Source organism: Nonomuraea sp. B5E05, assembly GCF_039880665.1.
In the GTDB taxonomy this organism is placed as follows: domain Bacteria; phylum Actinomycetota; class Actinomycetes; order Streptosporangiales; family Streptosporangiaceae; genus Nonomuraea.
The window spans coordinates 211,055-233,826 of record NZ_JBDPMJ010000010.1; the positions used below are offsets into that span (position 1 = coordinate 211,055).

Here is a 22,772-nt window from a genome sequence, read left to right on the forward strand (position 1 = left end):
CGGACGGCTCAGAAGGCGAGCACGGTCACCGAGTGCGGGCCCACGGCCCACGTGCCGTCGCTCGCCTCGACCTGCCCGAGGTCGCGCACCGCGACCGTGTCCGGCGCGCCGAGGGTGTTGACCGCGTGCAGGTCGCCGGTCCCGAGGGTGCGGATCCGCGCGCTCACGGGGGTGTCGCCGGCGGCGCCGTCGAGGACGATCCGCAGGCGCACGCTCTCGTCGCGGTGCCGGTTGACGACCGCGACCCGCACGGAGCCGTCGTCGGCCCGGGTCGCCGACACGTCGATGTAGGGGACGGTCATGGGCGCGGTGAGCAGCCGCCCGTCCGGGCCGCGGTTGTCGCCGAGCCGGACCGCCGCCGACCGCGCCGGGCCGTCCACCCGCGACGGCAGCACGGTCGGGCCCGTGTGGTGCCGGTAGAGGTGCCAGACGTGGTAGATGGCCGAGCGCAGCGCGCCGCCGGGACGGGCGACGATCACGCCGTTGGCGTTGACCAGGTTCACCGGGTTGGCCATGCTCACGGGCGCCGGCAGGCCCGCGGTGCGGTGGATGGCGTGGAACACCCCGGCGTAGAAGACGAGGTCGCCGACCGTGCGCGGGCTCCACCGGTTCACCCGTACGGGGCCCGGCCGAGCAGCGGACGCCACGTCGGAGAGCTCGCGCGGGGCGATGCCGCCGTCGTCTCCGGGGAGCGGCTCCGGCCAGGCCGCGGGCTCCAGGTGGCGCATGTTCCACTCGTCGAGGGCGAGCGCGGGCGGGCGGTCCAGGCCGGCCTCCGCGGCGAGCGCCGTGACCAGCTGGGAGTAGGACTGGATCTCCCGCTCGAAGTAGAGGGACTGGGCGACGACGTCGTCGTAGTCGTCTCCGGTCCACAGGTGGGTGCCGGCGCCGTACAGGTGGAGGGACAGGTAGTCGAGCAGGTGGCCCGCCTGCCGCATCAGGGGGCGCGTCCACTCTTCCTGCTGCCAGGGGATGCCGACGCCGATCAGGCGGAGGTCCGGGTCGACCAGGCGCATGAACTTGGCGTGCTCGCGGGCCGCGGCGGCGTACTCCTCGGGCGGGCGGTGGCCCATCTGCCACGGGCCGTAGACCTCGTTGCCCACGCCCCAGTACTTCACCTTCCACGGCTCGGCGCGCCCGTTGCGGGCGCGCCGGCCGGTGAGCGCGGTCTCCTGGGCGGCGTTGGTGTACTCGACCCAGCGCACCGCCTCGTCGACGTCCCGGCAGGAATGCACGAGGTACGGCTCCGCGCCCACGGCCTCGCACCAGGCCAGGAACTCGTCGGTGCCGAAGCGGTTGGACTCCAGCCCGCCCCAGGCCAGCTCCAGCCGGCGGGGCCGGGCGTCGCGCGGGCCGACGCCGTCCTCCCAGTGGTAGGCGGAGGTGAAGTTGCCGCCGGGCCAGCGGATGGGGCCGGGGGCCAGCTCGCGGCAGAGCTCCAGCACGTCGGCGCGCACGCCTTGCAGCAGGCCGGGTTCGTCGATGGACAGCGGCGACCCTTCGTCGAAGACGCCGCCCTCGATGTTGCCGAAGAAGGCGGACTCCAGGAAGTGGCCGTAGACGTCGTCGTCGATCCGGCCCTCCGGGTGGCGGGTGTCGATCGTCACGAGCGCCTCACGGGCGGGGACGGGCATGTCAGAGATCTCCGTTCCGGTCATTGCTTCACCGCTCCCGCGATGCTGTCGACGAACTTGCGCTGGAGCACGACGAAGACGGCGATCACCGGGATCAGCGAGATGACCGCCGCGGCGGCCATCCCCGACCAGTCGGTGCCCCGTTCTCCGACGAAGACGGTCATGCCCACGGCCAGCGTCCGCAGGCCGGGCTCGCTGAGCGTGAACACCAGCGGCAGAAGGTAGACGTTCCAGGCGAACAGGAACGTGAGGATGACCACCGTGGCGGTGATCGGCCAGGCGAGCGGGAGCATCACGCGGAAGAAGATCGTGAAATGTCCGGCGCCGTCCAGGCGCGCGGTCTCCTCCAGCTCCTTCGGCATCCGCCGGAAGAATCCCGCGTAGAGCAGGGTCGAGGCGATCTGCCCGCCCGCGCCCAGCCCGAGGATCACGCCGGCGTGCGTGTTGAGCAGGCCGAGCTGGTCGGTCAGCTGGGTGATCGGGATGATCGTGTAGCCCTCGGGGAGGAAGAAGGTGACCAGGAACACCCCGATGAGCAGCTTCTTGCCGACGAAGTCGTAACGTCCGAGCACGTAGCCCGCCAGCGCGCTGCGCACGACGACGAGCAGCACGGTGCCCACGGTGATGACGAGCGTGTTGACGAAGTACGTGGCGAAGCCCACCTCGTTCCAGGCCCGGGCGTAGTTCTCCCAGACCGGCTCCTCGGGCAGCAGGGCGAGCCCGCGGCCGAAGATCTCGGGCGAGGACTTCAGCGACGCCGAGACGAGCCAGGCGAACGGGTAGACCCACAGGCCGCCGAGCACGAGCAGCAGGACGACCGTCACCACCTGACCCGGGCTGGGGCGGCGGAGCAGGCGGGCGCGCCAGCCCGGGCCGGCCTGCGTGGTCGCCGTCATGACGCGCCGGTCCTTCCTCTGGCCCAGCGCATGCCGACGGCCTGGGCGATCGCGAAGCCCACGGTCAGCAGCCCGAACAGCACCGCCGCCGCCGACGCGTAACCCAGCTGGGGAACGGTGGCCTGGAAGGCCGTACGGAAGATGAAGATCTCGATCACCTCGGATGAGAAGGACGGGCCCCCGCCGGTGAGGGTCTGCATCAGGTCGAAGACGTTGAACGCGGCCACCGTGTCGATCAGAGTGATGATCACGAGGAACGGCACGAGCAGCGGCATCGTCACGTGGCGGAACTCCGCCCAGGCGCCGGCGCCGTCGATCATCGCGGCCTCGTGCACCCCCTGCGGGATCGTCTGCAGCGCGGCGAGCCAGTAGATCAGCGTGATGCCCAGCCACTTCCACACCCACACGGTGATCCCGGCGTAGAGGGAGGTGCCGGCGTTGGCCGCGAAGTTCGCCGGCGCGTCGATCAGCCCCGACCAGACCAGCGCCAGGCTCACCGGGCCGCTCGCGTCGAGCAGCAGGGTGAACACGACGCCGACGATGGCTCCCGTGGTGACGACCGGCAGGAAGAACAGCGTGCGGAAGAAGCCCTTGAACGGCGTCTTCTTCCGGTTCAGCACGAGCGCGAGCGCCAGCGCCAGCCCCACCCGCAGAGGTACGGCGAACACCAGGAACACGATCGAGTTCCAGAACGCGTTCCAGAAGAGGTCGTCCCCGATGAGCCGCTCGAAGTTCTCGACGCCGACGAAGGTGCCGGCGGTCGCGAAGCCCGGCCAGTCGAGGAGGGCGAACCACCACGAGGCCAGCAGCGGATAGACGGTGTAGGCGCCGTAGCCGAGGAGGGTCGGGAGCAGGAAGAGGTAGATCCACCAGTCCTGCCGCAGGCGGCGCAGCAGTCCGCGCCCGCCGCGGTCCCGCGCGGCCGCCACGGCCGGACGCTCGCGCCGCCGGATTGTCGTTGTCATCGTGCTCCTGTTCGCGGGCGGGCTCGGGTCAGCGCTCGGCGTAGGCCTGCTGGTCGTAGTCCGCCTTCCTGTCCCAGTTGGCGAACACCCAGGCCTTCGTGTCGACCTCGACGCCCTTCTCCTCGCGGACGACCTTGATGGCGCGCTCGCGCTCGGCGCTCATCGCGTCGGTGTAGCGGCGCAGCTCGCCGGCCACGTCGGAGGTCGATCCGGTCAGCACCGACTGGACGATGTCGCCGAGGTTCGGATGGACGTCGCGCATCTCGGCGAGCACCTGCCAGACGCCAGGGGTGGCGACCTCGGGCGCCGGGGCGATCCGCACGTCGTCCTGGAAGTTGGCCACGCACTGCCGGTAGGCCGGGTGCACCTCCGCCTCGTCCACCACATCGGCCAGGGCGGGCGGCTGGTCCATGGCGGCGGCCAGCCTGGCCTGGAACTCCTTGGTCGTCATCTGCAGCATGAGGTCGGCGGCGTCCTTGGCCCGCTTCGACTGGCTCGACACCCAGAAGGTGCCGGACTGCGGAGGGCTGTAGACGAAGTTCCTGCTCGTCTCGGGGCAGGGGATGCGCCAGGTCCCGACCCCGCGCTCCACGGCCTCCGGCTCGTCCACGCGCAGGCCGCCGATGAACCAGGCGCCCCACAGGTACACGCCCGCCTGACCGGCCGCCCAGCGGGCGCGGGCGTCGCGGGCGCCCATCGACGGGGACGCGGGATGCACGACCTTGTCGGTCTGCAGGGCGATCAGGAACTCGATGGCGTCGGCGTACTCCTGGGCGTCGAAGGCGTACGCGCCCGTCGTCCAGTCGATGCCGCCGGGCGCGCCGGCGGTCATGGCCAGCCGGTTCACCAGGAACTGCAGGTATTCGCTCTCCTTGCTCGGCACGACGATCCCGTACACGCCGTCGCCGGTGCCCTTGGTGAGGCGCCGGGCGACGTCGCGCAGGTCGTCCCAGGTGGCCGGCTCCTCCTCGGGGTCGACCCCGGCCTGCTTGAGCAGCGCGGTGTTGTACCACGGCACCGCCTCGTGCCAGCGGCCGGAGAACATGGGGAAGGAGTAGATCTCGCCGTCGAAGCGGTGCATGCCGTCATGGAGGAACTCGCCGACCGGGCTCCCCTTGAAGTCGGCGAGCTTGCCGATCGGCTGGAACCAGCTCTCGCTGACCAGAGCCGCGGCGGAGGTTCCCAGGCCGGCCAGCGAGTGCACGTCCGGCATCTGGTTGCTGCGCCGCCCGACCTGGAGCGCCTGCCCCAGGTCGGGCACGTCCATCTGGCGCCGCTCGATCGTGACCCCGGGATGCTCCTTCATGTAGGGGCCGAAAAGATCGTCCTGCAACATCTTCGTCAACGGGCGGAACTGGTCCCACCACTGGAGGGATCCGCTCGAGCCGCCGGTTTCCCGGCTCATCTGCCCGCCACCCGTGCATCCGGCCAGCGCCGCGGCGAGTGCGGCGGCGCCGGCGCCGCCGATGAACTGGCGTCGGCCCATGCTGGGTCGCCCGGCGCTCCCGGCGCCGGGCCGGCTTCCAAGGATCCGTTGCTGCCGCCGCATGGCGACTCCTCTTCGTCGGTTCGGTCAGCGACCTGTCCCGCCCTTCCCTGATCGCAGGGATCCCCCGGTCAAGCGGATTTATGTTTGCGCAAACCTATGTCCGCCGCCCATCAGCGTCAAGATGGTGCCGGTGAGGTTTCTGCGTAAACGGCACCGGCCACTGCGCTGGGCCTCGTCGACTTGACATCGTGATATGCATGTTTGCGTAAACAAGAGGAGCGAGCACACGAGGGCTCGGGGAACGATTTCCGCGGCCCTTGGCGGAGATGTACGCTGTCGGCGGCGACACGTCCTTGAGCGACGTCGAGAGCGTCGGCGGCCAGGCCCTGACCGGCCCGTCCCCGCCTTTTCGTAGGCTCCGCCCGCTGCGATGACGAAGGGAGACGCCCGGCGTGGTTCGAGCACCAGGCACGAGAGCGTCCGGAGGGCCGTCCATGGCCGACGTCGCCGAACTCGCCGGGGTCTCCGGCCAGACCGTCTCCAGGGTCGTCAACGGCAACGACCGCGTGACCGCCGCCACCCGGCTCAAGGTCGAGACGGCCATGAAACAGCTGGGCTACCGCGCCAACATCGCCGCGCGGGCGCTGGCGACCGGCCGGTTCGGCACGATCGGCGTCGTCACGTTCAACCTCAGCGCCGTGCTCAACGTGCGCATCGTCGAGGCCGTCGTGACCGGCGCCCAGGCGCGCGGCTACTCGGTGAGCATCGCGGTGGTCGACGCCCCCACGGAGAAGGACGTGCGCGCGGCCGTGCGCGGCCTCACCGACCGGGCGGTCGACGGCGTGATCGTGATCGAGGCGCGCGTGCTCGACACCCCCCACCTCCAGCTGTCCGACGAGGTGCCCCTGGTCATCGCCGACAGCAAGGCGGCGCACCGGCATCCGACGTTCGGCATGGACGAGGCGGCCGGCGCTCGTGCCGCCGTCGATCACCTCCTGGAGCTGGGGCACGCCACGGTCCACCACGTGGCGGGGCCCGCCGGGTCCAATCCCGCGCAGCGGCGCAGGGCGGCCTGGCAGCGGCTGCTGAAGCGGGCGGGACGCGCGATCCCGCCGCCCGTCGTCGGCGACTGGTCGCCGCGGTCCGGCTACGACGCGGCTCTGCGCCTGCTGGCCGACGACTCCGTGACCGCCGTCTTCGCCGCCAACGACCAGATGGCGGTGGGCGTCCTGCGGGCGGCGGCCGAACTGGGCCGCCGGGTGCCCGATGATCTGAGCGTCGTCGGGTTCGACGACCTCGACTTCGCGCCCTTCCTCACCCCGCCGCTGACCACGGTGCGCCAGGACCTCGCCGCGGTGGGGCGCCGCTGCCTGGAGCATCTGATCGCCCAGATCGAGACGCCCGCCGGACCCGCCACGGCCGCCGGCACCAGCCGGTTCGTCCGTCCCGAGCTGGTGGTCCGCGCGTCCACCGCGCCGCCGCGCCGCTGAGCCCGCGCCGACCGGCCATTGACAGCACGATCGAGTTAGCGCAAACATGGCCGGGCGAGTGCGCCGATGACCACCGCTCATCCCCCCAGGGAGCAACCATGCTGCGCCGACTGCCGATCCTCACCATGACCGCGGTTCTGGCCTTCTCGACCGCCGCCCACGCCACCGCCCAGGAAGGCGGACCCGTACGGAACGTCCAGCCCCGCGCTCTCGGAGCCCTCGGGGCGAACTTCAACCAGAACCTCGACGCGCTGGACTACCGTGAGCTGCGGGAGGCCGGCGCGCGATGGGTGCGCGGGTTCTACCCGATGCCCGCGGCCGACGACATCGACCCCGCCGACCACTTCGCGATCCGCACCCTCACCGAGGCCGCCGGACGCGGCTACGACACCCTGCTGAGCCTGAAGTTCCCCTACAACCAGGCCTCCTTCCCCGCGCCCGGCAGCAAGGAGATGGCCGCGGAGCTGGCCCGCCTCGACCGGGTGCTGCCCGCTGTGATGGGCAAGGTCGACATCATGACGATCGGCAACGAGCCGTTCATCGAGAGCCTGCCCGCCGAACGCGACGAGCGGCTCAACACCTTCTACGAGACCGTCGCCCGCCACGTGATCGACTATCGGCGCGAGCACTGCGGCGCGGGCTGCGGCACCAAGCTCTACATGGGCGCGCTCAACCGGCTCGACCTGGCCGACCGCCGCACGCCCGCCGCTGAGCGCTGGATGACCTTCGTCCGCGAGACTCCGGAGATCGAGGGCGTCGACATCCATCCCCACGTGCCCGCACCGGAGAACACGCAGCCGTTCCTCGACTACATCCTGCCGCGGATGCGCGCGGGCCAGACGTTCCTCGTCACCGAGTTCTCGCTGGTGTGGCACTGGAAACGGCACCTGGAGGACCCCGTCGCGGCGGACTTCGCCCGGCGGTACGGATTCGCCCCCGGCACCAAGGTCTGGCAGGTGATCAAGGCCGCCATCGACGACCCCTTCCCCCAGCGCAAATGGCGTGACTTCCTGACCAGCTGCCCGTGGTTCACGAGCCAGTCGACCTTCCTGCGCGACCAGATGCGGCTCTACCGCGGCACCGGCCGGCTGGCGGTGGCGACGTACGGCTTCAAGCAGGACGACCTGATGGTGCGCAACTTCGGCCCGGACAAGAACCCGTGGCTGCTCAACAGCGTCTTCGCCACCTACACCGTCAAGCCGCGCGGAGAGGGGACGTCCGCCCCCAACTACTGGCTCGGCGCCTTCAAGGCCCAGCAGCGGAGGTGACTCCCCCGGCGTCCCACCCTGAGGCCCTGCCGGGACGGGCCGGACAGCCTGCCCGGGCGGCGGGCCGGGGGCGCACAGCCGGGTACGCCTGGCGGGGTCCCGGGTTCGCCGGTGGCACGGCCTGCGACATGCCGCGCACCTGCGCATCGTGCGGTGCGGGCCGGGTCGTTGGCACCATGGTCACGACCGGCGTGGAGCGCGGCAGGCGATCCCCGGAGTCCCGAAGGAGCTGACAGGATGCCGAACACCTGGCTGACCGGCCGTTTCCGGCTCGATGTGCCGCTCGTCGGCGCGCCGATGGCGGGCGTGGGCGACGGGCGGCTCGCCGCGGCCGTCTCCAGGGCGGGCGGGCTCGGCATGGTCGGCGTGCCCCCCACCGCGCCTGGCTCGTGGGTCACCGAACAGGCGGCGGTGGCCGCCGCGAGCGGGCGGGCGTACGGCGTCGGGCTGATGGCCTGGGCGCTGCCGGGCAACCCCGGCCAGTTCGAGGCGGTCCTCACGGCCCGTCCCGCCCTGGTGTCCGTCAGCTTCGGCGACTACCTTCCGTACGTCGGTCCGCTGCGGGAGGCCGGCGTCACCGTGGCCGTCCAGGCGGGCACCACGGACGAGGCCCGCGCCGCCGAGCGGGCCGGGGTGGACGTGGTCGTCGCCCGCGGCGGCGAGGGCGGCGGGCACGGGCGCGCCGACGTGGCCACGCTGCCGCTGCTGCAGAGCGTTCTGGACGGGGTGGACGTGCCGGTGCTCGCCGCCGGCGGTATCGCCACGGCCCGTGGCCTGGCCGCCGTCCTGGCAGCGGGCGCGGAGGGCGCCTGGGTGGGCACCGCCTTCCTCGGGTGTTCGGAGACGACCGCCTCGGAGGCGGCTCGGCAGCGGATCCTCGACGCCGGCGAGACCGGCACCGCCTACGGGCGTGTCTTCGACGTGGCCCAGCGGCTCGCCTGGCCCTCCGAGTACGGCGGCCGCGCCCTGCGCAACGCGTTCTTCGACCGGTGGGCGGGCCGGGAGGCGGAGCTGGCCGGCGACGAGACGGCGCAGTCGGAGCTGGCGCGGGCCCGTCGCGAGGGCGACTTCGACACCGCCTGCGTCTACGCCGGGCAGGCCGTGGGCCTGGTGCGGCGGCAGCGCACGGCGGCCGACGTCGTAGAAGACTTCGCCGCCGCCGACACCCTGCTGTCCCGCTTCACCACCCCCCACTGACCCCGGCCGCTTCACCTCCCTGGCGGCTGTCGAACCGCACGCCGGGGAACCCGGGCTTCCCGTCGAGCAGGTCCGCCGGGGCGCCCTTCAGGTGCCGGTCGAAGAACGCGAGCGTGTACGCGTTGATGATGGAGTGCGCCCGCTCGGCGCCGATCGGCCCGGCCAGGCCCGCCGCGCGCATGAGCGGCGACCAGAGGGGCGCGTCGGTGTAGTCGACGTGGTACGTGTCCAGCATGAGCACGAAATAGCCCGCTCCCGGCAGCTTGTCGTACAGCGCCCGCATGGTGATCTGGTGCCGCTCGACCTCGGCCTCGTCCCAGCCTTCCCGGCGCATGGTCGCGGCGTCGCGGGTGAGCCACATGGCCGGCTGCTCGATGCCGTCGCGCACCACGCCTTCGGGCATGGGGGCGTCCATGATCAGGCAGGCGCGCAGGCGGGGTTCGCGCGCGCAGGCCTGCGCGGTGACGATGCCCCCGAGTGAGATGCCGAAGACTCCGGTACGCCGCAGGTCCAGCCGCCCGGTCAGGACGCCGCGGGGGTCGGCCTGGTCGAGCCCGGCCAGCCGGTCGAGCGTGAAGGTCACGTCCTGCGCGAGGTGCGGGATCATGCCGTCCGCGAGGGGGCGGCCGTTCAGCACCGGCGCTGTCGCGGCCGGCTTGAGGCTCTGATCGACGAGCGCCATCAGGCGGTCGCGTGGCAGCCCGGCGATCGAGCGCCCGTCGGGGAACCGTACCGATCCGGCGGCGTACGGCTGGTCGATGGCGACGACGACGTAACCGCGGGAGACCAAGGGCTCGACCTGGAACATGTTCATCTGCCGGAAGCCCTGCGCCCCTTCCAGGAACACCAGCACCGGATGGCGGCCGGGCACGGCGGGGGCGGCGGTGACGGCGTTGCTGGTCGACTGGCGCATGTGCTGGAAGGTGGCGTCGGGCACGCCGGCCAGCCCGGCGACCGCGGTGATGACTCCGGGATCCTCCACGTACGGGCTGCGCGGGGCCGACGGGCCGGGCCGCGCCGGATACCAGATCTGCACCATCAGCTCCCGGCGCGCGGCCGGGTCAGGGCCGAGGATCTCCTGGCGGCCTGCGTCCGTCCAGTGATAGGTCAGCGTGCCGATGCCGTGCGGGCCCTCGGGCGGGGGGAAGCTCAGCACCGGCAGCACCATCGGCAGGGCCACGGCCGGCACCAGCCCCATCGCGCCGAGCGCGGTGCCGAGCCTGCCCGCCCAGGAGGGAACGGGCGGGCGCAGGGTCCGCCAGAGCCACCCCGCCGACAGCGCCACGGCGAGGGCGTACGCGGGGACGAGCGGCATGCGCGCCCCTTCCACCAGCACCTGCGCCACGGCGGCGAGCGCGGCGAGCGGCGCCACGTGCCGCGCTCGGCGCAGTGGCGGCACCGCGAGCACGAGGAGCGCCAGCAGGTCCACCGCCACCAGCACGATCTCGAAGGGTCTCATTCCGTCCTCCTCTCCTGGTGCCTCTAGAATCAGCTACCTGGCAGTAGCTGTCAATACGGCAGTTACTGACAATCATGAGCACACCCAGTACGCTGGCCCCGTGCCCCTGACCCTTCGCCAGCGCAACCGGCTGGACGCGATCCACCGGATCATGGACACCGCCATGGACCTGTTCGACGAGCGCGGCTACTCCGCCGTCACGATCGAGGAGATCGCGGCCGCGTCCGGCGTGTCGCCGCGCACCTTCTACCGCTACTTCGGCACGAAGGAAGGCCTGTTCACCGCCGATCCCCTCGCCGCCGTCGGCCTCGACGGCTACTCCGGGCAGATCGACCCCGGCGACCTGCCGGGCACGCTCGAACGGCTGATCGTCCGCATCGGCGAGGGTCCGGACGCGTCCGAGGGCGGGCCCCGCAGGTCCTGGCGGGGGATGCGCTACGTCATGGAGGAGCCCTCCGTGCGGGCCGCCGTCTACGGCGCGCTCGACGAGGAGGCCGAGCGGCTGGCCGCCCCGCTGCGGGACGCCGGCCAGAGCCCGGCACGGGCCCGCGTCATCGCCCGGTCCTACCTGTTCGGCGCCTACTTCGGCGCGCTGGAGCAGTGGCACCTCGACGGCCGCTCCCGCCCGCTGCGCGACTACGTGCGGGAAGGCCTCGCGGCCCTCGCCGACCAGAGCGCGGGCGGCGGCGCCCAACAGCGGGGGCAGGCATGAAACGGGGGTGACCTGCTCGCGGCGGCGCTGCTGGAGGGCGGCCCGCCGGCGCGGGTGGGGCAGGGTCAGCGCCCAGGAAGCCGTGGCAGTGCCGCCGCATGAGCAGCGGCGGCACAGGCCACGATCTCCGGCCTTCGGCTTCAGGCCGGGGAGCGCGTCAAACCACGGCGCCCGACCCCTTGCGGGCCTCGGGTGCGCGGCGCTTGGCGGGCTCCGGCGGCGGCCGCCGGTCGAACCTGGACAACACGATCGACACCGGCCCGGCCACGAAGGAGGAGGACAGCGTACCCATCACGATGCCGGCCACCAGCGCGATCGCGAAGTCCTGCAGCGAGTCACCGCCCAAGACCATGAGCGCGACCAGGATGAACAGCGCTCCGAGACCGGTGTTGACCGTGCGCGGCATGGTCTGCAGGATCGCGCCGTTCACCGACGCGGCGAACGGCTCCTTGCGGCGTGCCGTCCACAACTCCCGCACCCGGTCGAACACCACCACCTTGTCGTTGACCGAGTAACCGACGATGGTCAGCATCGCGGCGAGGAAGACGCCGTCGATCGGCTTGCCCAGCCACGCGAACAGGCCCGCGACCACGAACACGTCCACGAGCAGCGCGATCACCGTCGCCGCGCCGAACGTCCACCGGAACCTGATCGCCAGGTAGAGCAGCTGCATCGCGACGGCCACGCCGAGCGCGATGAGCGCGTTGCGGCGCAGTTCCTCACCCAGGCTCGGGCCGATGAACTCCTCGCGCTGCTTCGTCACCTCGCCGGCTTCCCGCTCCAGCTCCTGCTCGATCTGCGCGGCCTCGTTCATGCCGAGCTCGGCCGCGCGCACGGTGACGGTGTCGCCGCTGGACTGCACCACCGCCGTGGGCAACCCGGCGCGCGAGACCGCCTCACTCGCGGCCTCGGCCGGGATCGGGCGGTTCGTGGTGAACTCCACGAGCCGGCCTCCGGTGAACTCGACGCCGAAGTTCAGCCCGCGGACGAGCAGCCCGGCGACGGCCACCAGGACCAGTCCGCCCGCGACCGTCAGCCACAGCTTTCCGGCCTTCATCAGCTGCGGGTTCTTGCGGGCGAGCCAGGTCCTGACGGTGCCGGGCGAGGCGACGCCCGACAGGCGGGGGCTCATCTTGTTCATGGCGAACTCGGTGAGCACGCGGGTGATGAGCATCGCGGAGACGAGCGAGGCGAGCACACCGACGGCCAGCGTCACGCCGAAGCCCTTGACGGGACCCGACGCCAGCCAGAACAGCAGGCCGGCGGCGATCAGGGTGGTGATGTTGGAGTCGGCGATGGCGCTCCAGGCGTTCTTGAAGCCCTTGGCCATCGCCGACTTCAGCCCTCTCTTGGGCGCCTGGCCGTACTCCTCCCTGGCTCGTTCGAAGACCAGCACGTTGGCGTCGATGGCCATGCCGATCGCCAGCACGAACCCGGCCAGGCCCGGCAGCGTCAGCGTCGCCCCCATCGCCACCAGCGCCGCGTAGGAGATCAGGCCGTAGCAGACCAGCGCAATCGTGGACAGCAGCCCGGACAGGCGGTAGACGGCGATGATGAACCCGGCCGTCAGGATCAGGCCCACGACCGCCGCCTGGGCGCTCGCCTCGATGGCCGCCTCTCCGAGCGTCGGGCCCACCGTACGCTGCTCGACCATGGCGAGCGGGACGGGCAGCGCGCCGCCCTTGATCAGCACGGCGAGGTCACGGGCCTCCTGGTGCGTGAACGAGCCGGTGATCTCGGACTTCCCGCCGGGGATGCCGACCTTGCAGGCCACCGACGGGTCGAGCGGCGGCGAGGAGATGATCTCCTTGTCGAGCACGATCGCGACCCTGCGTTTCGGGTCGCCGACCTGCTCGCACGCGGCCGCGCCGGTCAGCCGCTGCCAGGCGGCGGCGTCGCGGAAGTCGAGGGTCACGAACCACCCGGGGCCGCGCTGGGGGTCGCTCTGCTCGGCGGCGTCGCTCACCCCGTCGCCGGTGATGGCGGGCGGCCCGAGGTTCAGCGGCTGCCCGTTCTCGTCGGGCAGCGCCGACTTGTCCCCCTGCTTGGCCGCGCCGGTCACGGGGTGGAACGCGAGCTGCGCGGTGCGGCCGATGACCTCGGCCGCCTTGCGCGGGTCGAGCACGCCGGGCAGCTCGACGATGATGCGCTTCTCCCCCGAGCGGACCAGCGTGGGATCGACCACGCCGAGCGCGTCGGCCCGCTGGCGCAGCACGGACAGCGCGCGGTCGGTGGCGGCCGCGTCGGCCTTGACGGTCGGTGAGTCTCTCGCCTCGAAGACGAGCTGGGTGCCGCCGCGCAGGTCGAGACCCAGGCGCGGCTCCATGGACAGCGCTAGTACGGATGAGATCGCGATGACGGCGAGCGCCGTCACCGCACGCCAGAACGGCGCACGGAACATGGCAGCCTCCACAGGCTAAAACGTGCGGAAAAAGATCGTCAGTGCGCTGTGGAGGGAGGCGCGCGGGCGGGCGAGGCCACCGGCTTGCGCTGCGCTGTGGCCTCGGGGGCGGGCCTGGAGACGACCACGGCCCACGCGGGCCGGACGTGCAGGAGCTCGGAGGCGGGCAGCGCCGCGCCTCCCGCGCCGGTGAAGGTGTGCGTGCCGGCCCATATGCGCGCGGCGGCGGGCTGGAGCGGGTGCTGCCGGGCGGCGGGCTGCTGCCCGGCCGCGAAGGTGGCGGTCTTGACGGTGGTGACCGGCTGGACGGGCTGCGCGTGCGCGACGGCCGGCAGGAACCAGGAAAGGAGGAAGACCAGTGCGGCAGGCAGTCTCCCGCGCATCACTCCTCCTCCCCCTCAAAGCTCCCAGCCTAGCCCCCTGCGGCCGGTGCGGGGATCATTCCCGTCGCGCGGCGGGGCACGTCGGCCCCTGCCTGAACCGTCCCGGCTGTCGGGCAGCGCCGAGCGGCCGGCCTGACTTGCCGGCCTTCCATCCTTTTGCCCGGAACACCGGTCCGGCTTAGCCGCCGTTGACGGTCGCGAGACTACGCTTCGGTAATGCGGCTTACCAGTTGCTTCAGCGGCTCGCCGCGGGGGGAGTGACGACGTTCTCCCGCGTCCCGCCGCGCCGGCACGGCGGCCCACGGGGAGGCCATGCATGAACAAAGTGCCCAAATTCATCGCCGGTCCGAGCGGATATCTCGACGACCGGCTGGGGGTGGCGCCCACCCTCAAACGCAATCTGCGCAAGATCTTCCCGGACCACTGGTCGTTCCTGCTGGGCGAGATCGCCCTCTACACGTTCATCATCCTGCTGCTCACCGGAACGTTCCTGACCTTCTGGTACACGCCCAGCATGGGACATGTCGTCTACGACGGCTCCTACGCGCCGCTCAGGGGCGTGATGATGTCCGAGGCGTACGCCTCGACCCTGGATATCAGCTTCGATGTGCGCGGCGGTCTGCTGCTCCGGCAGATCCACCACTGGGCCGCCCTGCTGTTCATCGCCAGCCTGATGGTGCACATGATGCGGGTGTTCTTCACCGGCGCCTACCGCAAGCCGCGCGAGCTGAACTGGCTGATCGGCATCGCGCTGTTCACCCTGGCCCTGGCCGAGGGGCTCACCGGCTACTCCCTGCCCGACGATCTGCTGTCCGGCGCCGGGCTGCGGATCACTCAGGGAGTGCTGATGTCGCTCCCGCTGGTGGGCACGTACCTGTCGTTCCTCCTGTTCGGCGGCGAGTATCCCGGCGATGTCGTGATCCAGCGCTTCTTCACCCTGCACATATTGCTGATCCCGGGCATTCTGATCGCGCTCATCACCGCCCACCTGGCGCTGATGTGGGTGCAGAAGCACACGCAGATGCCGGGCAAGGGCCGTACCGAGAAGAACGTGGTGGGCGCGCCGCTCCTGCCCGCCTTCATGGCCAAGTCAGGCGCGTTCCTCCTCTTCACGGTCGCCGTACTGGCCGGGCTGTCGACCTTCACCCAGATCAACCCCATCTGGCTGTACGGCCCCTACACGCCGTCGGACGTCTCCGCGGGATCCCAGCCGGACTGGTACATGGGCTTCCTCGAAGGCTCCCTGCGCATGATGCCCTCCTGGGAGATCAACCTCTTCGGCACCGCCCAGGCGGGCACGTTGCCGCTGAGCGTGCTGATCCCGGCGCTGGCGCCGCTGGGCCTGATCCTCACCGGCCTGGTGCTCTATCCGTTCCTGGAACGCTGGATCACCGGCGACCGCCGCGAGCACCACGTCGCGGACCGTCCCCGCAACAACCCGCACCGCACCGCGATCGGCGTGACCGGCATCACCTTCTACGGCCTGCTCCTGGTGCTCGGCGCCAACGACCTGATCGCGACCTTCTTCAACGTCAGCCTCAACTGGACGACGTACGCCGGCCGGGTGCTGATCTTCCTGGGCCCGGCGCTGGCCTACCTGGTCACCTACCGGCTGTGCCTGGGCCTGCAGCGGTCGGACGCCGCCACCATCGATCACGGGGTGGAGTCCGGCGTCATCCGGCGGCTGCCCCACGGGGAGTTCATCGAGGTCCACACACCGCCGTCGGACGACGTCGAGGCCCACCTGCGCGGCAGGTCAGCCATCCCGATGTTGCCCGGGGCGCGCGGGGACGGCGAGCGCGTCCCGCCCGAGACCGCCCGGGGCCCGCTCGGCCGGCTCAGGCTGAGGATGAGCCGCGCGTACGGCGAGGACCAGATCCCGTACGGCGACGGCCACGACGGCGAGAAACAGGCTGCGAAGACACCCGAGAAGAAGGCGCCACCAGGCTGACGCCCGCCGCGTCGTCGCCGGTCACGGCTGCGCGCGTCCGTGCTGGAGCGCGCCCCGCAGCCAGCGGCCGAGGCCGCCGGAGGCCGGCCGGCCGCGCCAGGCCAGATGCGCGTCGGGACGGACGAGCCAGACCTCGTCGTCTGGCCAGCCGGCCGGTGTGAGCACGACGACGCGATCGCCCAGGGACGCGCCCGCCTCCGACCGGCATGCGGGCGCGGCTCGGGCGGTGGCCAGCAGCGCCCAGCGCCCGCCCAGTTCGGCATGCAGCCGGGTGACGTCGCCGTCCGTGTCGACGCACCGCAGGTCGGGAACGCGGTCGCCGGATCGTGGACGGCGGCCGGACCCGAGCAGGGAGCCGCGGACCGCCAGAGGGCCGCGGCGGTAGCTCACTCCCAGCTGCGAGGCGATCTGGGTGGCTCGGCGCTGCACCGCGGGGTGGTTGCCCAGCGGCGCCAGCACCCACTTGATCAGGAGCCGCAGCAGCGGGCCGTCGCCGATCTGGAGGCGGGTGGTGGCGCTGGTGTTGCGGAGCACCTCGGTCGCGAGCGGACGGCGTTCGTCCTGGTAGGTGTCCAGCAGCCGCTCGCCGGCGTGGCCCTGGATGACGAGCGCGAGCTTCCAGGCGAGGTTCTCGGCGTCGCCCATCCCCGTGACCATGCCCTGCCCGCCCATCGGGCTGTGGATGTGGGCCGCGTCACCGGCCAGCAGGACCCGGCCCCGGCGGTAGGCGTCGGCCAGCCGGCGGTGGACGCGGAAGACCGACGCCCAGACCGCGTCGCGGACCTTCTCCCCGTCGAGGCCGGCGCGCTCGCCCACCAGGCGGCGGAAGGCCGTGAGGATCTCGGGCTCGGTGAGCTGCTCGTCCTTGGCGCCCGGCAGGTAGGCCATCAGCCGCCACCGGTCGTCCGATTCGCCCCCGGGCATGGGCATGGCGAACAGCGGCCCGTCCCGGTGCGCCCACCCGTGTCCGCCGGCGCGGGCGAGATCCCAGCCGGCGTGCACGTCGGCCAGGAGCCACTGGTCGGTCAGCGGCGCGCCGGGAAAGGGGATGCCGGCCAGTTTGCGCACCGTGCTGTGGCTGCCGTCGCAGCCGGCCAGCCAGCCGGCGCGCACCTTGCGCCCGCCGTCGAGCACGGCGGTGACCCCGTGGTCGTCCTCGGCGAGGTCGGTCAGGGCGGTGCCCCATTCCACGTCGACGCCCAGCTCCGCCAGGCGGGCGCGGAGCTGGGCCTCGATGTCCGTCTGGGGCAGGACCAGCGCCGGCTTGGGCGTGCCCGGGCCGGCCTCGCCGAAGCGGGTGACGATCGCGGCCCGCCCGCCGATGTAGGTGGTCAGGACGAGGGAGGGGGCCGAGCGGCCGGGCAGGTCGCCGAGCGCGCCCAGCCGGTCGAGCACCTCGGCGCCGCGGGCGTGCAGGATGTTGGCGCGTGAAGTGGTGGCCGGGCCCGGCGCCTGGTCCACCACCCGCACCGTCACCCCGTGCAGCCGCAGGGCGCAGGCCAGTGCGAGACCGGCGGGCCCGGCCCCGACCACCAGGACCTCAGCGGAATCTGCCATGGCCACCACCTATGAATGATCGACGTCAGGACGGAACTGTTACGTTCCCTCGTCGTTACGTTAGCCCCCACTACGATGGAACACAACCGTTCCGTCTCAATGGAGGGTCTTCCGGATGCCCGACGCCACCTCCGGCCCCGACCGCCGGCCGGCAGGCGCGGCCGTGCTGCGCGCCGACCTCACCGACGCGATCCGCCAGGCGGCTCTGGACGAGCTGATCGACAGCGGCTACGCCCGGATGTCCATGGACGCCATCGCCCGCCGCGCGGGGGTCGGCAAGGCCGCCATCTACCGGCGCTGGGCCTCCAAGGAGCCGCTGGTGCTGGAGATCCTCACCCGCACGGCCGACGAGGCCGTGCCACTGCCCGACACCGGCACCCTGCGCGAGGACGTCGAAGGCTTCGTACGCCACGCTTCCGCGCTGCGGGCCGACCCGCGGACCATGCGCGTCCTCACCGACCTGACCGCCGAGGCCACCAGGAACCCGCGCCTGGCCGCGGCCCTGCAGACCAGCGCGGAGCAGCCCCGCCGCTCCGCGGGAGCCCGGCTGCTCCACCGCGCCGTCGAAAGAGGCGAGCTGCCGGCCGACCTCGACACCGAGCTGGCCGTCGACTGCCTGGTCGGGCTGGCCTACCTGCGGCCGCGCACCCCGTGGCAGCCCGCGGAGTCCCTGGACGACCACATCGCGCCGCTCGTGGAGGTCATCCTGGCCGCACTGGCGGCCTGCCGCCGCCGGTAGCTCCAGCGTGGGCGGGCCCGGCCGGCGGACGTCCGGGCCCCGTGACGCAGGTCACCCCTTTTCTCGCCGGCACCCCTTTGACCGCACCGGCGAGCGGCGTAGTGTGACTAATTGACCAGATTTCACATCGAGTCAAAGGGGTCGTGGTGCGGGAGCGGGCAGACCGGATTCTCGACGCGGCCGGGGAGCTGCTGCTCCGGCACGGTTACCGCAAGGTGACCGTCGACGACATCGCCGCACGGGCCGAGGTCGGCAAGGGCACCGTCTACCTGCACTGGCGCACCAAGCACGAGCTTTTCGACGCACTGCTGCTACGCGAGTCCATCGAGCTCGTGGAGGAGTTCACCGCACTGATGCGCCAGGATCCGGCGAACGTGCAACCGCACCGCTTCGCACGCCTGTCCTTCCTCAGCATGTGCCGCAAGCCGCTCCTCCGAGCGGTGCTCACCACGGACCTCGATCTGCTCGGCAAGCTCGCCAAACACCCGATGCGCAGCCACGACCTGCTCGCGGCCCAGCGCTTCTTCCAGGTCGCCGAGAAGTACGCGCTGCTCAGGACCGACGTGCCCAACCTGCCGTACACGATGACCGCCGTGCAGACGGGCTTCTACGTCCTCGACGGTTCCGAGAGCACCGAATCCGCGCTTGACGAGGAGAGCAGGGCCGACGCGCTCGCCTTCGCCGTACGCGAGGTGTTCGAGCCGGCGCAGCAGCCCTCGCGTGAGGTGCTCGCCGCGGCGGCCACGGAGTACATCTCGATCTTTACGGAACTGGTCCCGCCCTACAAAAAGTGGATCTACGACTAAGGAGAGGCGATGGCCGACATCGTCCAGCGGTACGCCATTCCCCAGCAGCACTTCTGGCTGCACGGGCCGCGATCGGGCCAGCCGGTCGAGTTCGACACGGCCACCGGGATGTGGAACGTCTACGGATATCCGGAACTGCAGGAGATCCTGGGCGATCCGGCGACGTTCTCCTCCGACACCATGCGCGTGATTCCCAAGAGCATGATGCCGGAGGCGGAGGAGTTTTCGATGGAGGGCTTCATCACCCAGATCGACCCGCCGGAGCACGGCAAGCTGCGCAAGCTGGTCAGCAGCGCGTTCACCAGGAAGGTGGTCGCGGATCTCGAACCGAGGATCGCCGCCCTCACCCACGAACTGCTCGACGCGGCGGCCGAACGGGGCCGGTTCGAGCTGGTGACCGACCTGGCCTACCCCCTTCCCGTCATCGTCATCGCCGAACTGCTGGGGGTGCCCAGCAGTGACCGTGCCCTGTTCAAACAGTGGGCCGATGCGCTGTTCGAGCGTGACAGCAAGATCTCACTCACCGAGCAGTCAGAAGAGCGCGAGGCCGAGCTCAAGGCGGCGATGAAGCCGTGGATGGAGATGTCCGGCTATCTCGCCGCCCACGCCGCGGAGCGCAGGGCGCGACCGCGCGCCGACCTGCTCACCAAGCTGGTCGAGGCCGAGGTGGACGGCGAACGGCTGCCCGACGACCAGGTGGTCAACTTCGCGATCGTCCTGCTGCTCGCCGGGCACATCACCACGACGATGCTGCTCGGCAACACGGTGCTGTGCCTCGACGCCTTCCCCGAGCAGCAGGACAGGGTCCGGGCCGACCGCTCCACCGTTCCTGCCGTGATCGAGGAGTCCCTGCGCTACTTCACCCCGTTCGCCGCCCTCGCGAGGACCACCATGCGCGAGACCGAGCTGGGCGGCGTGACGATACCCGCCGACCAGCTCGTGATGGCCTGGCTGGGACCGGCGAACCGGGATCCCCGGCAGTTCCCCGACCCCGGCGTCTTCGACCCCGGCCGCGACCCCAACCCGCATCTCGCCTTCGGCCGCGGCATCCACTTCTGCCTCGGCGCGCCCCTGGCCCGGCTGGAAGGACGGGTCGCGCTCAACATCCTGCTCGATCGCCTCGACCCCCTGCGCGCCGACCCTGACGAGCCCGTCGAGTTCATCCCCACCCCGACCATGACGGGAGTGCGCCGCCTGCCGCTGCTCTGGCCGCCGCGCTGACCGCGCCCCGCCGGCGGGGCGAGCCCTGTGGCCCGCCCCGCTCCAGCCACCGCTCGGTGGCCTCGACGATCTCGTCGTAGAGCGCCGCCACACGTGATCCACGCCATACTGTTACATCAAATGGATTTGATAGAGTCGCCGCGGCCGGCCACACCAGAGGAAGGACCGCGGCGGTGAGCGAGCACGTCACCGGAGGTTCCGGCGAGGCGAGGGCGTCCTGGCACGCGGTGCGGGAGGTGGCGCTGCTCTTCCTCAAGCTGGGCACCATCGCCTTCGGCGGCCCGGCCGCGCACACCGCGATGATGCGCGACGAGCTGGTGCGCCGCCGCGGCTGGGTGAGTGACGAGCGCTTCGCCGACCTGATGGGCGCGACCAACCTGATCCCGGGGCCCAACTCCACCGAGCTGGCCATCCACCTGGGCCACGACCGTGCGCGCATGCGCGGTCTCGTCGCGGCCGGGGTCTGCTTCATCCTCCCCGCCGCGCTCATCGTCACCGCCCTGGCCTGGGCCTACGTCACCTACGGCAGCACGCCCGCGGCCGAGGGCCTCCTGTACGGCGTCGTCCCGGCGGTGATCGCCATCATCGCCCACGCCCTGTTCGGCCTGTGGCGCACGGTGATCAAGACCGTGTGGCTGGGCGTCCTGGCTCTCGCCGCGCTGGCCGCCTACCTGGCGGGGGTCAACGAGCTGCTGATCCTGGCGGCCGGGGCGCTGCTGGCGTTCGCCGTACGCCTGCCGCGCCGCCCGCCCGGCGGTCAGAACCGGCTGCCTGGCGTGCTCGCCGCCCCGCTGCTCTCCTTCGGCGGATCGCCCCTCTTCCCCGACCCGACCGGAGGTCAGCTGACGCAGCTGTTCCTCACCATGCTGAAGATCGGCTCGGTGCTGTACGGCAGCGGTTACGTGCTGCTGGCCTTCCTGCGCGGCGATTTCGTCGAGCGGCTCGGCTGGCTCAGCTCGCAGCAGCTCGCCGACGCGGTCTCCATCGGGCAGGTCACCCCCGGGCCGGTGTTCACCACCGCCACCTTCGTGGGCTATGTCGTCGCCGGGCCGATCGGCGCGTTCCTGGCCACCGTGGCCATCTTCCTGCCGTCGTTCGTCTTCGTCGGCCTGCTCACCCGGCTCACCGGCTGGCTGCGTTCGAGCGGGTGGGCGTCCGCCCTGCTCGACGGGGTGAACGCCGCGGCGCTGGCGCTCATGGCCGGGGTCTCCTACCAGCTCGCCCGCACGGCCGTCGTCGACCCGCTGACCGCGGCCATAGCGGCGCTCAGCCTGGTGCTGCTCTGGACGACCAGGCTCAACAACGCCTGGCTGATCGCCGGCGGCGCCGCCGTCGGGCTGGCCCGCACACTGCTCGGCTGAGTCCATCAAATGCTTTTGATGTATTCTGGCGGCATGGTGACCACCGGCCGAACCGCCCCGGCGTTCGTACGCATGGCCGCCCATCCCCTGCGATGGCGCCTGCTGACCGCGCTGGCCACCGGCGACCACCGGGTGCGTGAGCTCGTCGAGCTGCTCGGCCACCCGCAGAACCTGATCTCCTACCATCTGCGGCTGCTGCGCGGAAGCGGGCTGGTCACCGCCCGTCGCAGCAGCTTCGACGCCCGCGACAGCTATTACCACCTCGACCTCGAGCGCTGCGCGCACGCGCTGGCCGAGGCGGGCGCCGCCCTCCATCCGGCGCTGCACCTCGATCCCGCCCCGTCACCCGCCCCGTCATCCAGCCCGTCATCCAGCCCGTCATCCGGCGCGCCCGGCGAGGTCCCGGCTCGTCCCCGGGTGTTGTTCGCGTGCACCGGCAACAGCGCCCGCTCGCCGATCGCCGCCGCGCTGCTGCGCCACCGCAGCGGCGGGCACGTGGAGGTGACCAGCGCCGGCAGCCACCCGAAACCGTGCGTGCATCCCAACGCCGTACGCGTCCTGCGCGAGCACTACGGCGTCGACCTGCCCGACCGGCGGACGCGCCATCTCGACACCGTGGCCCACCGCCGTTTCGATCACCTGATCAGCCTGTGCGACAAGGTCCGCGAGGTGCATCCCGTGTTCGGCGGCCGCCCCCGGCCGGCGCACTGGAGCATCCCCGACCCGGCCGCGCCGGGCGACGACGATCAGGCGAGCTACCCCGCCTTCCTGCGCACGGCGGAGGAGATCGACACCCGCATCCGCTACCTGCTGCCCGTTCTCACCCGCACCGCCGACCCGGAGGAAACGTCATGACCACGCCACCCGCCGAACTCGCCGGCGTCCGCTACATCGTCGACGACGTGGCCGCCGCCGTGCGCTTCTACACCACGCACCTCGGCTTCACCCTGCGCGCCAACCCCGCGCCCGCCTTCGCCGACGTGGTCCGCGGCCCGCTGCGGCTGCTGCTGTCCGGGCCGGAGAGCTCCGGCGCCCGGGCCACGCCCGAGGGATCCGCCGCGCCGGGCCGCAACCGCATCCATCTCACCGTCCACGACCTCGACGCCGAGATCGACCGGTTGCGAGCCGCCGGGCTGTCCTTCCGCGGCGAGGTCGTCGCGGGGCCGGGCGGGCGCCAGATCCTGCTCGCCGACCCGGCGGGCAATCTCGTCGAGCTGTTCGAGCCCGCCGGGCGCTGAGCCGC

At 71.8% G+C, this 22,772-nt stretch carries 19 protein-coding genes; 11 read left to right on the forward strand and 8 right to left on the reverse strand.

From position 1 onward, the window contains the following. Positions 1–8: 8 nt before the first annotated feature. Genes ABGB01_RS20650 through ABGB01_RS20665 form a run of 4 tightly spaced genes read right to left on the reverse strand, consistent with a single transcriptional unit; the run spans position 9 to position 4,981 of the window. Complete coding sequence (locus ABGB01_RS20650; RefSeq protein WP_347775171.1) at positions 9–1,634, reverse strand: alpha-L-arabinofuranosidase C-terminal domain-containing protein; 1,626 nt, start codon at positions 1,632–1,634, stop codon at positions 9–11. Positions 1,635–1,654: 20 nt separating this feature from the next. Further along, positions 1,655–2,530 carry a carbohydrate ABC transporter permease gene (locus tag ABGB01_RS20655; RefSeq protein WP_347775172.1) on the reverse strand — a complete coding sequence of 292 codons (876 nt, stop codon included), beginning with the start codon at positions 2,528–2,530 and terminating at the stop codon, positions 1,655–1,657. Further along, positions 2,527–3,495 (reverse strand): sugar ABC transporter permease, encoded by a 969-nt coding sequence (locus ABGB01_RS20660; protein WP_347775173.1) that lies wholly within the window; start codon positions 3,493–3,495, stop codon positions 2,527–2,529. The genes ABGB01_RS20655 and ABGB01_RS20660 overlap by 4 nt, the downstream gene beginning before the upstream one ends. A gap of 28 nt (positions 3,496–3,523) precedes the next feature. Then, complete coding sequence (locus tag ABGB01_RS20665; protein ID WP_347775174.1) at positions 3,524–4,981, reverse strand: extracellular solute-binding protein; 1,458 nt, start codon at positions 4,979–4,981, stop codon at positions 3,524–3,526. A gap of 497 nt (positions 4,982–5,478) precedes the next feature. Between ABGB01_RS20665 and ABGB01_RS20670 the strand changes: the two genes are divergently transcribed. From ABGB01_RS20670 to ABGB01_RS20680, 3 genes are all read left to right on the forward strand, one after another. Next, positions 5,479–6,474, forward strand: coding sequence for a LacI family DNA-binding transcriptional regulator (locus tag ABGB01_RS20670; RefSeq protein WP_347775175.1), 996 nt, complete (start codon positions 5,479–5,481; stop codon positions 6,472–6,474). Positions 6,475–6,572: 98 nt separating this feature from the next. Further along, positions 6,573–7,742, forward strand: coding sequence for a hypothetical protein (locus ABGB01_RS20675; protein WP_347775176.1), 1,170 nt, complete (start codon positions 6,573–6,575; stop codon positions 7,740–7,742). 237 nt (positions 7,743–7,979) lie between these two features. Next, a complete protein-coding gene (locus ABGB01_RS20680; RefSeq protein ID WP_347775177.1) occupies positions 7,980–8,939 on the forward strand; it encodes a nitronate monooxygenase in 960 nt (319 codons plus the stop codon). On the opposite strand, the gene ABGB01_RS20685 is transcribed toward ABGB01_RS20680, so the two are convergent. After that, the gene (locus ABGB01_RS20685) at positions 8,923–10,398 is read right to left on the reverse strand and encodes a hypothetical protein (RefSeq protein ID WP_347775178.1); all 1,476 of its coding nucleotides are present in this window, start codon (positions 10,396–10,398) and stop codon (positions 8,923–8,925) included. The two genes, ABGB01_RS20680 and ABGB01_RS20685, sit on opposite strands and share 17 nt — an antisense overlap. 100 nt (positions 10,399–10,498) lie before the next feature. Here ABGB01_RS20685 and ABGB01_RS20690 point away from each other — a divergent pair, with 100 nt between their 5' ends. After that, positions 10,499–11,110 carry a helix-turn-helix domain-containing protein gene (locus ABGB01_RS20690; protein ID WP_347775179.1) on the forward strand — a complete coding sequence of 204 codons (612 nt, stop codon included), beginning with the start codon at positions 10,499–10,501 and terminating at the stop codon, positions 11,108–11,110. A gap of 157 nt (positions 11,111–11,267) precedes the next feature. On the opposite strand, the gene secD is transcribed toward ABGB01_RS20690, so the two are convergent. After that, the gene (gene secD / locus ABGB01_RS20695; protein WP_347775180.1) at positions 11,268–13,511 is read right to left on the reverse strand and encodes a protein translocase subunit SecD; all 2,244 of its coding nucleotides are present in this window, start codon (positions 13,509–13,511) and stop codon (positions 11,268–11,270) included. 38 nt (positions 13,512–13,549) lie between these two features. Further along, positions 13,550–13,894, reverse strand: a complete 345-nt coding sequence (locus tag ABGB01_RS20700; protein WP_347775181.1) for a hypothetical protein — start codon at positions 13,892–13,894, stop codon at positions 13,550–13,552. Positions 13,895–14,210: 316 nt separating this feature from the next. Between ABGB01_RS20700 and ABGB01_RS20705 the strand changes: the two genes are divergently transcribed. After that, positions 14,211–15,845 carry a cytochrome bc complex cytochrome b subunit gene (locus tag ABGB01_RS20705; protein WP_347775182.1) on the forward strand — a complete coding sequence of 545 codons (1,635 nt, stop codon included), beginning with the start codon at positions 14,211–14,213 and terminating at the stop codon, positions 15,843–15,845. A 21-nt stretch (positions 15,846–15,866) separates the two neighbouring features. Here the strand turns inward: ABGB01_RS20705 and ABGB01_RS20710 are convergent, their stop codons facing one another. Beyond that, positions 15,867–17,402: an FAD-dependent monooxygenase gene (locus tag ABGB01_RS20710; RefSeq protein ID WP_347775183.1), complete on the reverse strand. Its 1,536-nt coding sequence runs from the start codon at positions 17,400–17,402 to the stop codon at positions 15,867–15,869. Positions 17,403–17,517: 115 nt separating this feature from the next. On the opposite strand from ABGB01_RS20710, the gene ABGB01_RS20715 reads away from it, so the two are divergent. From ABGB01_RS20715 to ABGB01_RS20740, 6 genes are all read left to right on the forward strand, one after another. Then, a complete protein-coding gene (locus ABGB01_RS20715; RefSeq protein ID WP_347775184.1) occupies positions 17,518–18,141 on the forward strand; it encodes a TetR/AcrR family transcriptional regulator in 624 nt (207 codons plus the stop codon). 146 nt (positions 18,142–18,287) lie between these two features. After that, positions 18,288–18,947: a helix-turn-helix domain-containing protein gene (locus ABGB01_RS20720; RefSeq protein WP_347775185.1), complete on the forward strand. Its 660-nt coding sequence runs from the start codon at positions 18,288–18,290 to the stop codon at positions 18,945–18,947. 9 nt (positions 18,948–18,956) lie between these two features. Further along, positions 18,957–20,168 carry a cytochrome P450 gene (locus tag ABGB01_RS20725; protein WP_347775186.1) on the forward strand — a complete coding sequence of 404 codons (1,212 nt, stop codon included), beginning with the start codon at positions 18,957–18,959 and terminating at the stop codon, positions 20,166–20,168. A 173-nt stretch (positions 20,169–20,341) separates the two neighbouring features. Beyond that, positions 20,342–21,529 carry a chromate efflux transporter gene (gene chrA, locus ABGB01_RS20730; protein ID WP_347775187.1) on the forward strand — a complete coding sequence of 396 codons (1,188 nt, stop codon included), beginning with the start codon at positions 20,342–20,344 and terminating at the stop codon, positions 21,527–21,529. Between the two features lie 33 nt (positions 21,530–21,562). Next, positions 21,563–22,384, forward strand: a complete 822-nt coding sequence (locus tag ABGB01_RS20735) for an ArsR family transcriptional regulator (protein ID WP_347775188.1) — start codon at positions 21,563–21,565, stop codon at positions 22,382–22,384. Then, positions 22,381–22,767 carry a VOC family protein gene (locus ABGB01_RS20740; RefSeq protein ID WP_347775189.1) on the forward strand — a complete coding sequence of 129 codons (387 nt, stop codon included), beginning with the start codon at positions 22,381–22,383 and terminating at the stop codon, positions 22,765–22,767. Before ABGB01_RS20735 ends, ABGB01_RS20740 begins: the two co-directional genes overlap by 4 nt. Positions 22,768–22,772: the final 5 nt, after the last annotated feature.

Coding starts and splice junctions, on each gene's coding strand:
- secD (WP_347775180.1), bottom strand. CDS start 13,511: ATGTTCCGTGCGCCGTTCTGGCGTGCGGTGACGGCGCTCGCCGTCATC.
- ABGB01_RS20735 (WP_347775188.1), top strand. CDS start 21,563: ATGGTGACCACCGGCCGAACCGCCCCGGCGTTCGTACGCATGGCCGCC.
- ABGB01_RS20700 (WP_347775181.1), bottom strand. CDS start 13,894: ATGCGCGGGAGACTGCCTGCCGCACTGGTCTTCCTCCTTTCCTGGTTC.
- ABGB01_RS20685 (WP_347775178.1), bottom strand. CDS start 10,398: ATGAGACCCTTCGAGATCGTGCTGGTGGCGGTGGACCTGCTGGCGCTC.
- ABGB01_RS20670 (WP_347775175.1), top strand. CDS start 5,479: ATGGCCGACGTCGCCGAACTCGCCGGGGTCTCCGGCCAGACCGTCTCC.
- ABGB01_RS20725 (WP_347775186.1), top strand. CDS start 18,957: ATGGCCGACATCGTCCAGCGGTACGCCATTCCCCAGCAGCACTTCTGG.
- ABGB01_RS20740 (WP_347775189.1), top strand. CDS start 22,381: ATGACCACGCCACCCGCCGAACTCGCCGGCGTCCGCTACATCGTCGAC.
- ABGB01_RS20715 (WP_347775184.1), top strand. CDS start 17,518: ATGCCCGACGCCACCTCCGGCCCCGACCGCCGGCCGGCAGGCGCGGCC.
- ABGB01_RS20705 (WP_347775182.1), top strand. CDS start 14,211: ATGAACAAAGTGCCCAAATTCATCGCCGGTCCGAGCGGATATCTCGAC.
- ABGB01_RS20655 (WP_347775172.1), bottom strand. CDS start 2,530: ATGACGGCGACCACGCAGGCCGGCCCGGGCTGGCGCGCCCGCCTGCTC.
- ABGB01_RS20680 (WP_347775177.1), top strand. CDS start 7,980: ATGCCGAACACCTGGCTGACCGGCCGTTTCCGGCTCGATGTGCCGCTC.
- ABGB01_RS20665 (WP_347775174.1), bottom strand. CDS start 4,981: ATGGGCCGACGCCAGTTCATCGGCGGCGCCGGCGCCGCCGCACTCGCC.
- ABGB01_RS20650 (WP_347775171.1), bottom strand. CDS start 1,634: ATGCCCGTCCCCGCCCGTGAGGCGCTCGTGACGATCGACACCCGCCAC.
- ABGB01_RS20675 (WP_347775176.1), top strand. CDS start 6,573: ATGCTGCGCCGACTGCCGATCCTCACCATGACCGCGGTTCTGGCCTTC.
- ABGB01_RS20710 (WP_347775183.1), bottom strand. CDS start 17,402: ATGGCAGATTCCGCTGAGGTCCTGGTGGTCGGGGCCGGGCCCGCCGGT.
- ABGB01_RS20660 (WP_347775173.1), bottom strand. CDS start 3,495: ATGACAACGACAATCCGGCGGCGCGAGCGTCCGGCCGTGGCGGCCGCG.